The organism is Chryseobacterium sp. B21-037, from assembly GCF_028570785.1.
Classification (GTDB): domain Bacteria; phylum Bacteroidota; class Bacteroidia; order Flavobacteriales; family Weeksellaceae; genus Chryseobacterium; species Chryseobacterium proteolyticum.
On record NZ_JALGCB010000001.1, the window covers coordinates 1,769,130 to 1,781,768 of the forward strand.

9 protein-coding genes are annotated in these 12,639 nt (G+C 36.1%); 2 read left to right on the top strand and 7 right to left on the bottom strand.

Going from position 1 to position 12,639, the window contains the following annotated elements; genetic code table 11:
• Positions 1-34: 34 nt before the first annotated feature.
• The 7 genes from purB to MTQ00_RS07860 all read right to left on the bottom strand — a co-directional run bounded on the left by purB (position 35) and on the right by MTQ00_RS07860 (position 11,195).
• Positions 35-1,462, bottom strand: a complete 1,428-nt coding sequence (gene purB, locus MTQ00_RS07830) for an adenylosuccinate lyase (RefSeq protein WP_172278941.1) — start codon at positions 1,460-1,462, stop codon at positions 35-37.
• 336 nt (positions 1,463-1,798) lie between these two features.
• Positions 1,799-2,212 (bottom strand): hypothetical protein, encoded by a 414-nt coding sequence (locus tag MTQ00_RS07835; RefSeq protein WP_172278943.1) that lies wholly within the window; start codon positions 2,210-2,212, stop codon positions 1,799-1,801.
• 109 nt (positions 2,213-2,321) lie between these two features.
• Positions 2,322-4,652 (bottom strand): beta-glucosidase BglX, encoded by a 2,331-nt coding sequence (bglX, locus tag MTQ00_RS07840; protein ID WP_273648358.1) that lies wholly within the window; start codon positions 4,650-4,652, stop codon positions 2,322-2,324.
• 76 nt (positions 4,653-4,728) lie between these two features.
• On the bottom strand, positions 4,729-5,430 hold the full coding sequence (locus MTQ00_RS07845) for a prolyl oligopeptidase family serine peptidase (RefSeq protein ID WP_273648359.1): 702 nt from the start codon (positions 5,428-5,430) through the stop codon (positions 4,729-4,731).
• Positions 5,431-5,486: 56 nt separating this feature from the next.
• On the bottom strand, positions 5,487-6,872 hold the full coding sequence (locus tag MTQ00_RS07850) for a glucoamylase family protein (RefSeq protein WP_273648360.1): 1,386 nt from the start codon (positions 6,870-6,872) through the stop codon (positions 5,487-5,489).
• A gap of 75 nt (positions 6,873-6,947) precedes the next feature.
• Complete coding sequence (locus tag MTQ00_RS07855) at positions 6,948-8,366, bottom strand: RagB/SusD family nutrient uptake outer membrane protein (RefSeq protein ID WP_273648361.1); 1,419 nt, start codon at positions 8,364-8,366, stop codon at positions 6,948-6,950.
• A 12-nt stretch (positions 8,367-8,378) separates the two neighbouring features.
• Positions 8,379-11,195: a SusC/RagA family TonB-linked outer membrane protein gene (locus MTQ00_RS07860; protein WP_273648362.1), complete on the bottom strand. Its 2,817-nt coding sequence runs from the start codon at positions 11,193-11,195 to the stop codon at positions 8,379-8,381.
• 377 nt (positions 11,196-11,572) lie between these two features.
• On the opposite strand from MTQ00_RS07860, the gene MTQ00_RS07865 reads away from it, so the two are divergent.
• Together MTQ00_RS07865 and MTQ00_RS07870 are read left to right on the top strand one after the other, a co-directional pair.
• Positions 11,573-12,250, top strand: coding sequence for a DUF4197 family protein (locus MTQ00_RS07865; RefSeq protein WP_273648363.1), 678 nt, complete (start codon positions 11,573-11,575; stop codon positions 12,248-12,250).
• A gap of 40 nt (positions 12,251-12,290) precedes the next feature.
• A complete protein-coding gene (locus tag MTQ00_RS07870; RefSeq protein WP_172278957.1) occupies positions 12,291-12,596 on the top strand; it encodes a DUF493 family protein in 306 nt (101 codons plus the stop codon).
• Positions 12,597-12,639: the final 43 nt, after the last annotated feature.

Here is a 12,639-nt window from a genome sequence, read left to right on the forward strand (position 1 = left end):
ATAAAAAATGCAGCCGAAAAGACTGCATATGGTATTATACTTTAAGATCAGCCTCCAGTCCAATCATGTCTTTGTTTTGCTCCAGTATCGGCTGAACTTCATTTTTAATGAATTCCTCCGTTTGAATAGGTGCAAAGCCAATGAAATTTTTAGGATCCAGAACTTCTTTTAATTTTGATTTATCGAGCTTTAAAGAATCATCATTCAGAATCCTTTCAATCAGATCGTTTTCTTTTCCTTCTTCTTTCACTTTTTTAGAAGCTTCCATAGAGTGAACCCTGATGACCTCGTGGATTTCCTGACGGTCCCCTCCTGCTTTTACTTCTTCCATGATAATATATTCTGTTGCCATGAAAGGAAGTTCTTCCATTATGTGCTTATTGATTCTGTTTGGATAAACTACAATTCCGTTCATAATGTTATTCCAGATCAACAAGATTGCATCCACAGCTAAAAACGCCTGAGGAATTGTTAATCTCTTGTTGGCCGAATCATCCAATGTTCTTTCAAACCATTGTGTTGAAGCTACCATGGCAGAACTTGTTGTCAGAGACATTACATATTTTGCCAATGCCCCGATTCTTTCGCTTCTCATCGGATTACGTTTGTAAGCCATAGCTGATGAACCGATCTGGTTTTTCTCGAATGGCTCTTCAATTTCCTTAAGGTTCTGAAGTAAACGTAAATCGTTTGTGAATTTATGTGCAGATTGTGCAATATTTCCTAATAAAGCTACCACTTTCGCATCAATTTTTCTATCGTAAGTCTGTCCGGAAACTCCGAAAACCTTATCGAAACCAAATCTTTTTGAAAGTTCTTTATCTAAATGTTTTACTTTAGAATAATCTCCGTTGAAAAGTTCAAGGAAACTTGCAGCAGTTCCTGTAGTTCCTTTTACTCCTCTGAAACGAAGTGTTTCAAGGAAGAAATCTAATTCTTCAATATCAAGAACCAAACTCTGCAACCACAGAGTAGCTCTTTTTCCAACTGTTGTCAACTGAGCCGGCTGGAAGTGAGTGAACCCTAAAGTCGGAAGGTCTTTGTACTGAATTGCAAAATCTGCCAGGTTTTTCATTACATTAACCAACTTTTTCTTTAAGATTAAAAGTCCGTCACGAATCTGAATTAAGTCTGTATTGTCTCCTACAAAAGCTGAAGTTGCTCCCAGGTGGATAATTCCTTTTGCTGAAGGTGCTACATCACCATATGCGTGAACGTGAGCCATTACATCATGACGGAATTTTTTTTCGTACTCTGCTGCCTTGTCATAATCGATGTTTTCAGCATTAGCTTTTAACTCAGCGATCTGCTCGTCTGTAATTTCAAGTCCAAGGTCTTTTTCGATTTCAGCAAGAGCTATCCAAAGCTTTCTCCAATTCTGGAATTTGTTATTATGCGAGAAGTTAAATAACATTTCTTCACTGGAGTAGCGTTCTTCCAATGGATTTTTGTAGGAATTCATTCTTTCTTATTACTTTTAGATGCACAAAAATACGGATTTTCAGTGAGAGAGAAAAATTGTTACGGAGGTTTTAGATTTTGATTAAAAACTATGGGTAATTTTAAAGAACACTAATTATTTCTATTGATTATTTTCAAAAATAAATCAGAGTGATCATTGAAAATTTCAAGGCAATGCTAGCCCCGATTGCAGAGGAAATCCTTTTTTGAAAAAAAAGATTGAAACGAAAAGCGGGAAAAAGCTCCAAATAAAAACCAATACGTAACTTTTTTCTCATAATGGTAAGCATTTCTGGCATCAAAATAAAAGGCCACTCTTTCGAATGGCCTTCCTGATTTATTGGTAAATAACAACATCATCTTTCTTGATCTGATAACCTTTTTTCTTATAAGGAACCAGGACATAGCTTTCTTTTATATGTTTTCCACTTTTCCAGATGTTTCCTTTCCCTTCTCTCTCCAGAATAATACTTTTGGCATTCCCATCCGGAATAAAAATTTCCGCCTGTTTCATATTTTTGCTAAAAATAACGGCGGTCATTGTGGTATAGCTTTTATCCGAGCCGACTTCTTTTAATTTGATTTTTTGTTCGAAAACCCGTACACAATCATTTTTAATCTGTGAGTAAGTGTAACCCGCAGAGCCTTTACAGCCATGGACATCTCTGTCCCCTCCTAAAACCGGAGCTTTTTGTTGTGCAAAAGTGAAAGAACCCAGGAACATTGCGCTAAGTAAAATTGTTTTTTTCATATTTAATTTTTTAATGTTTTCAGATTGGTAAAAAGTATGCCAAAAATAGGGTATTAGTTAATTTAATTCTAAGATACAAAAAAAGCCATTCAAAATGAATGGCTTAAAATTATTTGCTCCAATTAATTTTAGAGTGTTTTACATCCTCTGAATTGGTTCCGATCATAATATCAAATTCTCCCGGTTCCCAGTCAAATTTTAAATCCCCATTGTAGAATTTTAAGCTTTCCGGTGTTATATCAAAAGTAATTTTTTTAGATTCTCCTTTTTTAAGGAAAACCTTCTGGAATCCTTTTAATTCTTTTACTGGTCTTGTAATGCTTCCTACCATATCGCGGATGTACAATTGTACGACTTCTGCTCCGTCATAATTCCCTGAGTTGGTTATCGTAACAGAGGCCTGAACCGTTTGGTTTCCTTTCGGATTAGGATCAGATACTGTAATATCAGAGTAGTTGAATTGGGTATAGCTCAAACCAAAACCGAACGGATAAAGAGGCGTATTACACTCATCCATATAATTGGAACGGAATCTCTGATACTCACATTTATCAACAAGATCCTGACTTAACGGACGTCCTGTATTTTTAGCATTATAATAAATAGGCACCTGTCCAAGACTTCTTGGGAATGTCATAGGTAATTTACCGGAAGGATTCACTTTTCCAAATAATACATCAGAAATAGCATTTCCTGCTTCAGAACCAGAAAACCAGACGTTCAGAATGGCATCAGGAACATCTTTTACATTCGTAAGAGCTAATGGCCTACCCGTGAAAAGCACCATTGCAATAGGTTTTCCTGTTTTCTTCAGCTCATTTAATAGATCAACCTGAGACTGTGGAATGGTGATTTCCGTTCTCGAAGAAGATTCACCACTCATTTCTGCCGATTCCCCGATGGCTAAAACAATGACATCCGCTTTATTGGCAACATCCACAGCTTCTTTTAAAAGCACCTCTTTTGAGCGGTTATCTCTATCTGTTTTCTTTCCATGAGCTGCATAGATCTCTTCTAATTTAGCGCTGTAATCAATGTTAGCTCCTTTTGCTGAAATAAATTTTACTTCTTTTCCAAAATTGTCCTGAAGACCTTTCATCAAAGCAACAGATTGATCATGCTTTGCTGCGACACTCCAGGTTCCTGCCATATTCAAAGAATTGTTTACCAAGGGACCAATGACTGCTACGGTCCCCGTTTTTTTCAATGGAAGAACCTGATTATCATTTTTCATTAAAACCATTGATTGAGCAGCGGCATTTCGGGCAATCGTACGATTTTCGAGGTTATAAACCTCTTTTGCTGCTAATTTAGCATTGCCATAACGATAGGGATCATCAAACAATCCTAAATCATATTTGGCTTCAAGAATCCTTTTAGCTGCCATATCAATTTCAGCCTGCGTAACTTTTCCTTCTGACAAGGATTTTTTAAGGGTTGTCAAAAAACCTTCTCCCACCATATCCATATCAACCCCGGCCTTTAAAGCTAAAGCCGAAACCTGCTGAAGGTCTCCCATTCCATGATCTACCATTTCATTAATTCCGGTATAATCCGTTACCACAAAGCCTTTGAAATTCCATTTATTTCTCAAAACCTCTGTCTGAAGCCATCTGTTTCCGGTTGCAGGAACTCCGTCCACTTCATTAAATGATGCCATTACTGATGCAACTCCGGCATCCACAGCAGCTTTGTAAGGAGGGAAATATTCATTGAACATTCTCACATGGCTCATATCTACGGTATTATAGTCTCTCCCTGATTCACCGGCTCCATATAATGCGAAATGTTTTACACACGCTAAAATGGTATTGCCCACAGAAAGGTCTTTCCCCTGATAGCCATATACCATATTTTTGGCTATTTCACTGCCTAAAAAAGGATCTTCTCCCGAACCTTCAGAGACTCTCCCCCATCTTGGTTCACGAGAAATATCCACCATTGGGGAAAATGTCCAGTTAATTCCATCAGAAGATGCTTCTCTTGCGGCAACTCTCGCAGATTGCTGAATAATGTTCATATCCCATGAAGCTGCCAAGCCCAAAGGAATAGGAAAAGTTGTTTCATAACCATGAATAACATCCATCCCAAAGATCAACGGAATCTTCAATCGACTCTTTTCTACCGCAACTTTCTGAACTGCTTTTATTTTGTCCGCTCCTTTTATATTGAATAGTCCACCGACCAAACCTTGTTCTACTTTTTTACCTATGTCGGAACTTTGAGCCAATCCTGTGGTAAAATCTCCCGAACTTGGTAAATTCAACTGTCCTATTTTTTCATCTAAGGTCATTTTTGACAAAAGCTGATCTACAAAGGCCTTTTTCTTTGCTTGATACTGGGCCGTCTGATAGGATTGAACAGGTCTTGTAACCATTTCCTGAGCCGAAAACAATGGCGAAAGTGCTAACGCAGCTATTAAAACTAACTTTTTACTCATTTTATCTTCATTTTTTAATAGTAATTGTGAACATCAGATTCTTAATCCGGATTCTTACTTTTCGTTATTATTTATCTTACTTCTTCTTGGACAACATCCATTCGTATAATCCGGGGTCTGAATAAGCTGAGTCCCAGGAGTTATGATTATCATTCGGGAATATGATTAATTCCGCACCAGGGTTTACCGGATGTAACTTCTGGTATAATCTGAACGCATTTTCAGGCAAAACAATGTCATCCATTCCACCGTGAAAAATTTTCATATTCAGATCTTTATATCGATTGACATTTGCTGTCATAATCTGATCTGTAGGAGCACATACCGGGACTACAGCAGCAAACATTTCAGGATGCTCCATTGCCAGTTTTAAGGTTCCCCAACCTCCCAGTGAAAGCCCCGTAAGGTAAATCCTGGAAGCATCGATTTTATATTTTTTCTGGATTTCTTTAATCAGGTTATAAACGGTAATCGTATCCCACCAGCTATCTGCAGGACACTGAGGAGCTAAAATAGCGACAGGTTCCTTGATCAGATTTTTATAGGTAAAGGGACTATGGGCTTTTACCATTTCAAGGTCAGTTCCCCTTTCTCCCGATCCATGGAGAAAAACAATTAACGGGAGATTTCCTTTTACTTTTTGGGGATAGTCCAAAATATAAGATATCTTTTCTGTTCTTTTGATTTCCTTGTTGAGTTCTGCCTTGATCTCCTGACCATTGATCTGTAAAGAAAAAAGCGGAAGCAGAAACAAAGCATGTCTAAGTTTTAATTTCATATTGTTAGTGAGATTTTGACTTATTATAAATGGGAACAAAGTCCATTTTTTATCTTTTATTTGATTCCATATTTTTCAGATTTAAAACTTAATTTTTTCAAACCCTGTTGAATTTCAGGAGCATTCATAAACAGCTTCCATAAAAATCCTGTCCTGTAGTTTTCAATCATCGGAGCAATTGTTCCCTGGTCGATGGCAAGATACCGTGGGGTAAACCAATTGTTATAATGGATAGATGTCGCGTCATAAGGTCCTGCTGAACCCACAAATTCAGGTTTTTTAATATAAATAAATTTTAAAAAGTCCATTGATTCTTTCGGTGAATAAGGAAAACTGCTTAAAGCTGCAGTTGGAGAAATAACCCCATGGTCATTCTGAGGAAAATGAGCGTTATATCCGGTAGTTCCATCGTCATTTCTGGAATAGCTTGCTGTAAGCCCCCAATAATCCGGACCATATCCTTTCCATTGTTTTGGGTTTTCCAGACAATATTTATAATCAATAAGGACCTGGTTTTTATTTAAATCAAAATAATTTTTAATCAGTTTATCTGAAAGGCCGGTGGGATCTAACCCGATATATGAATAATGTGCCCAGAATAAAGGTCCGCCATAACCCTCAGCAGAGTTATGCTTCACATACATCGGAAGACCGTATTTCGTTTTATCTGAAAGAAAAGTTCCGTTTCTGGTCCATCCTTTATAATAAGTTTCTGCATCAATTGAATAGGTTGGAGAAGATGCCGCCAGAATATAAGTAATCATACATTCATTATATCCTTCCAATGGAAAATTCATTTCCCACTGATATTCCGGAGACCAATGCCAATACAAAACCTTCTCTCCGCCTTTGGTATACCAGTTCCATTGAATTCCTTTCCATAGTTCGTCACATTTCTTTGCCAGAGCTTTTTCTTCATCATTTCCATTTTTAAAATATTCACGGACCATTAAAATTCCAGAAGTTAAAAATGCGGTTTCCACCAAATCTCCTCCATTATCTTTTTTTCCAAAAGGAACTGTTTTGCCCGTTTCTCCATTGATCCAGTGAGACCATGCTCCTTTATGGCGATCTGCTTTAGCAAGAAAATCCATCATATGCGTCAATCTTTTCACCGCTTCTTTCCTGGGAACAAAACCTCTTTCCACTCCGACCAATATTGTAGCTAAGCCAAATCCTGATCCACCTGTAGTTATTACATGTTTATCATTATGTGGATAAATATCATCTTCATGGTAACGCTCTCTTCCCAACATAGAATTCGGTTGTGCATAATCCCAGAAATATTTCAAGGCATCCCGTTGAACCTTGTCCATCAGCTGTTCATCACTCATAGTACTTTTTACAGCTTCTTTTTTTACTATTTCCTGTTTTCCCATCTGGACATTTTTACAGGAAAATAATGAAGCCACTGCCAGAATAGAAATGATTCCTAACTTCATAAAATATACGTTTGCATAGAGTTAATTAAAAAAATAGCCAAAGCTAAACTTTGGCTATTTTTATGTGATTATAGATTAATAACCTGGATTTTGAATGAAAGCACCATGGCTTTGGTCCATCGCATCCAAAGGAATAGGAAACACCTCGTTTTTCCCTGCCTTAAATCCATATGGCGCCAGAACTGTTGCTGCCTGTCCCGTTCTTACTAGATCAACAAAACGGTCACCTTCTAATGCCAGTTCCACTCTTCTCTCATGCCAGATTGCCGTTCTTAAAGCTGCTTGATTTGACGCTGTAGTTCCAGCTAAACCAGCTCTTGTTCTTACTTTATTCAGATTTATAGTAGCAGCTGATATATTTCCTAATTCGTTGGCTGCTTCTGCATTGATTAATAAAATTTCCGCAAATCTTAATATTCTGATATTCTGAATAGAACCGTAGTCACAAGCATTATTATTCAATGCTTTCGGAACATATACTTTTTGATTAAATGTTGTTACAGATAAGGGATCTCCCATAGCAATCAAATCACCTTCAGGAGTAGTTTCCCCATTCCTAAGTATGGTAAGTTCTTTTCTAATGTCACCAGCTTCAAACGCATTTTCAAGCGCATTAGAAGGAGTAAAAAAACCCCATCCAAACTGATTTCGAACACCTTGAACCTGGGCATATTGACTTCCTCCATATTGAGATGAACACTGACAGTTCACTTCAAATACAGATTCACTACCAAATTCACCCGCAGGCCTGAACAAATGATTAAAGTCTGGATCTAGATTATATCCCATAGCAATTACCTGATTAGAGGTTTCATATGCCTTCTGCCAGTCTTTTTTATAAAGGTAAACTTTTGAAAGTAATCCTAAAGCTGCTCCTTTTGTTACTCTTCCAAGATCTGAGGAAGGATACGTTTGCGGAAGTACCTCAGCAGCCGCAGTGAGATCAGAAATGATAAAATTATAAACCTCCTCTACAGAATTTCTTGGCTTTTCATATACAGTTTCTACTTTGTCATAAATAGGAACTCCACCATAAATTCTTACTAAATTAAAATAGAAATAGGCTCTTAGCATCTTTGCTTCTGCAATCAGGCGATTCTTTAAGGTTGTATCCATTTGAATTGCCGGGACATGAGTAATTACCTGATTTGTTCTATTCACTGCCTGCCATTGTCCTATCCAGTAACCTCTTACTCCTTCATCACTTACAGTATAGGTAAAATTATCATATACATTAATAAAAGCAGAATCTCCTGGATTGGAACCTTTCACTACGTCATCAGCCGGCACTCCAAAAACGAATTGATAGGGAAAAGCAGAGTTCTCCCAACTTCTTAGGAAACTATAAATAGCACTGGTTGCCTGCATTGCATCATCTTGTGTCTTAAAAAAAGAAGATGCTTCTGTCTGCCCTTCTTGTTTTATATCTAAATAATCGTCTTTACAACTTACTACAAGTGAAAATAAAGCGACCGTTAAAAATATCTTTTTCATAATGGTTTCTTATTAAAATGTTAGGTTCATACCGATAGTATAAATTGCTGAAATCGGATAGATATTATTATCTATACCCATTTGTACTTTATCGGTGTTCAAAATCTCAGGAGAAAATCCATGGTATTTGAAACTTGTCCAAGGGTTTTGTGCACTTACATATAGTCTTAATTTAGTTATAGACATTGAATTCGTAAATGCTTTTGGTAAATTATACCCAACCTGGATATTTCTAATTCTAATGTAGCTTCCATCTTCTACATAAAAACTGTTAGGTAAAATAATAGACTGATCATTTGTAGCCATAGGATATTCAGTAGATGTCCCAGCACCATGCCATCTGTTATTATAAAAATCTAGGTCCCAGCTTTCATTTCCAAAGCGTTGTTCCCTATTAAAATTGTATATTTTATTACCAAACACTCCCTGGAAATCAATGGCAAAATCAAAATCATAAACATTTAAGTTTATACCGAAACCATAGGTTCCTTTCGGGATAGGGCTTCCCAGAAAAGTTTTATCTCTTGCATCAATTACGCCATTTCCATCGATATCTTTAAATTTAAATCCACCGGCTTTAGCACCATTTTGAGTAGCCCATGCATCCGCTTCCGCTTGAGTCTGGAAAATTCCTTCTACCTGATAACCATAATACGAACCAACAGGTTGTCCTTCTTGTAATCGTATGATTGCATTACCATACAAATTAGCCCCTGTCTGTAAATATGATCCATTAGCAACAGAAGTAATTTTATTTTTCAATGTGGTAATATTACCATATACTCCCAACTTTATATTGTCATTAATCTTTGTATCATAGTTTACAGATGCTTCAAATCCCTTGTTATTAAAAGAATAAGCATTGGTAATATAATTATTCCAGTTTCCAGCACCTGATACAGTTCCCTGAACAATACCATAAACGACATCTTTGGTATCTTTATCAAAATAAGTAGCATCAATTTTCAATTTATTATTGAACAATGCCATTTCTAATCCCAGGTCCCTACCCGTTGTCGTTTCCCAACCAATATTCGGGTCTATAATCTGATCTATGGTCTGTGCCGGAGAGCCTGTATTACCATAGTAAGCCCCTCCATTAATAATAGTCGTGTTTAGGGTATAAGCTCTTTGTACATCTGGGTTTCCCAGTTTCCCCCAACTTGCTCTTAATTTTAAAAGATTAAAAACATTTTGTTCACTCATAAAATTTTCCTTGGAAATTACCCATCCAGCACTTACAGCTGGAAATACACGGTATCTGTCATTACTGGAATATTTGGAAGTTCCATCCCTACGGATCGAGGCATTTACCAAATATTTTCCTCCATAATCATAATTAAGTCGTCCAAAAAACGATTCTATTCTGTCCTGATATGGAACAACAGTACGTTTTTCATCAAAAGTAGTTCTAACGATATCAGTTCCGTTGGCAATATCTAGTGAAGCGTTTGTTCCGTTATAATTTATATTCAGAGCATCAGCATATTCCTGAGCATAAGAGTTTCTTGTTCTTGAAAAACCAGCAAGTACTTCTACATTATGTTTTCCAAGGCTTTTTTTCCAGCTTAATGTGTTATCCCACACATAGTTTCTAGTTCTGGAATCTCTTGTTATGAGTTTCGTTGGTTTAGGATCAGGAGCATATGTAAATGATGGTGTAAATTCATATTTATTCGAATTAATATTATCAGAGGTATAACTGATTCTTAAAGTAAAATCTTTTAAAAATTTATATTCCCCCCAGATATTATTCAATAACCTTTCTTCTCTAGTTTGAGATCTGAACAAGTCAAGTTTAGCTCGGGGATTTGAAATATTGACAAGTGAAAAATACTGATATCCTCCTGTACCAGGATTAATCGGGGCATACACAGGTGGCGCTGAATAAGCATCCTGCAAAGGATTCTGTGCCTGATCGGTACGCATTTTAGAAAATGTAAAATTATTTCCGATCGTTATATTATCCGTAATCTTGTATATAAGGTTAACTTTTGAATTAAATCTATTAAAGCCACTTCCAGAATTAATACCTTGTCCGGCAGCCAGATTTCCTTCGTCCTGTAAATATCCTGCACTTAAATAATAATTTAATTTTCCAGCATTTCCTGAAGCGGATATATCATTAGAATTGATAATGCTTGGTCTGAAAATTTCCTTAAACCAATCCGTGTCCGCGGGATAGCTAGACCTGTTTAGAAACTTTGTAGGATCAGTTACCCCTTCATTACGTAACTTTTCGTTAAATAATTCGATGTATTGGTCAGAATTTACCATTTTAGGAATGTTCGTGACAGTTTTGATTCCCAAATAAGAATTAAAGTTAAAGACAGGCTTTTTGCCTCTTCCACTTTTTGTTTTAATTATAACTGCTCCATTTGATGCTCTTGCTCCGTAGATTGCTAAACTAGAGGGATCTTTCAATACACTCATGGATTCAATATCCTGTGGGCTCAAAAATGAAATATCATCAGTAATCATTCCATCAACAATAAAAACTGTTTTACCGGTGAGAGAGCTAATTCCCCGGATGTCTACCCTGGGAGATCCTCCTGGTGTTCCAGAATTTAAAATCTGAACCCCAGCTAATTTTCCCTGAATAGAGCTTATAGGATTAGCGTTCGGTTTATCTGCAAGATCTTTTGCTGTCACTAGACCTATACTTCCAGTAATATTTTCTTTCTTCTGGGAGCCATATCCAATCATCACCACCTCTTCGATCTTATGCTCTTTCGGAACAGTATCTTTCGGTGTCACCTGCGCATTGACATTCATACCAAAGTATAAAACAGCAATGAGCGATGAATACTTTAAATCACTTTGCTTCATATAGTTCAATTTTATTTCGTACAATCAAATTTCTTAGCAGATTTTTAAACTGCAAAGCTGTCTTTAATTAAATAAATATTGTATTTCTCAAAAAAAGACATTAATCCAAAATTATAAAAATATATGAAACATTGTTAATATATCGTAATAATTCTAAAATTAACATGATACATCACACATCATGTGTGAAAAGTCAATTTTTTAACGTATTATCACTAAAAATAAATTTAATTTAACATTTAATTTACAATGAATATTAAAGGGTTTTTCTAGAATAACTCCCCAAATCACTAACATTAAATTAATATTTTGTTAAACAGATTTTCCTGTTTACCTTTGGCCCGGTATTTGAAAAATTCAACCATTAATAAAAATCAATGAAAAAATATATTCTGGCAATAGCATTAGTTGCAGGAACTGCTACTGTAATCACAACTTCTGTACAATCCTGCACAAGTCTTGCGACGACTGATCTGGGATTATCCATCATTAAAAAGTTTTTATTGAACGGAATCGATAAAGGAATGAATATTTATGGCAATAAAGATGCATTTCTACAAAATAATCTGGTGGATAAAGCGTTACCAAAAGAATTAAGAGATATCAATTCGATGCTGGAAAAAATTTCCCCTTCACTAGTTGCTAAGGAAAGGGAATATGTTGCAGAAGCAGCTTCGTACACTGTAAATATTTCGAAACCAATCCTTCAGAATGCAGTTAACAGTTTGAATGCGCAGGATGTAACGAGAATCATTCAGGGAGAAAAAGGTACAGCTACTTTAATTCTGAAGGAAAAAACTTCGGATCAGCTTGTAGCTGCTATTACTCCAAAGGTTGATGAACAGCTTAACCGGTATGGTATCGTAAAAACGATTAATACAGCGTTGGCAGGAAGTAATTTCCTGGGTAACCTACTGGGTGGAAACAGCAATACTGTAAATTCGGGAGGATTAAGTAAGCTGGCCTCTGAACAATTGGTTAACGGACTGTTTAATATCATTGAAGATTACGAAATAAAGAACTCCAAAGCCCTGTTAGGTCCACTTGGAAAATAGAAAAAATTTCGTTAAATTTATATATAAATTAAATTGTTAGATGGATATCATTCAAGGAAATCAACACGCGAATCCTGAAGAATTTTATAATTCTTTAAAGGAAAAACTGGAAGGTCACCACGACTTTCCGGAAGATTATTTATTTAAATTTATAATTCCTACAGATCAGGCAAAACTTACAGAAATATATAAGGTTTTTGACGGCATTAAATTTACGCTTGGAAACAGAGAAAGTAAAAATGGAAAATATACAGCCTGCAATATCAATGCTTTTGTCTTAGACGCTGATCAGGTCGTAAATATTTATAAAGAAGTTGGAAAAATAGAAGGAGTGATCCTTTTATAAAAATAAAAAGTCAGCCGAAAGCTGACTTTTCTTATTATTTCAT

Coding starts and splice junctions, on each gene's coding strand:
- MTQ00_RS07870 (WP_172278957.1), top strand. CDS start 12,291: ATGGATATCATTCAAGGAAATCAACACGCGAATCCTGAAGAATTTTAT.
- bglX (WP_273648358.1), bottom strand. CDS start 4,652: ATGAGTAAAAAGTTAGTTTTAATAGCTGCGTTAGCACTTTCGCCATTG.
- MTQ00_RS07865 (WP_273648363.1), top strand. CDS start 11,573: ATGAAAAAATATATTCTGGCAATAGCATTAGTTGCAGGAACTGCTACT.
- MTQ00_RS07835 (WP_172278943.1), bottom strand. CDS start 2,212: ATGAAAAAAACAATTTTACTTAGCGCAATGTTCCTGGGTTCTTTCACT.
- MTQ00_RS07850 (WP_273648360.1), bottom strand. CDS start 6,872: ATGAAGTTAGGAATCATTTCTATTCTGGCAGTGGCTTCATTATTTTCC.
- purB (WP_172278941.1), bottom strand. CDS start 1,462: ATGAATTCCTACAAAAATCCATTGGAAGAACGCTACTCCAGTGAAGAA.
- MTQ00_RS07855 (WP_273648361.1), bottom strand. CDS start 8,366: ATGAAAAAGATATTTTTAACGGTCGCTTTATTTTCACTTGTAGTAAGT.
- MTQ00_RS07860 (WP_273648362.1), bottom strand. CDS start 11,195: ATGAAGCAAAGTGATTTAAAGTATTCATCGCTCATTGCTGTTTTATAC.
- MTQ00_RS07845 (WP_273648359.1), bottom strand. CDS start 5,430: ATGAAATTAAAACTTAGACATGCTTTGTTTCTGCTTCCGCTTTTTTCT.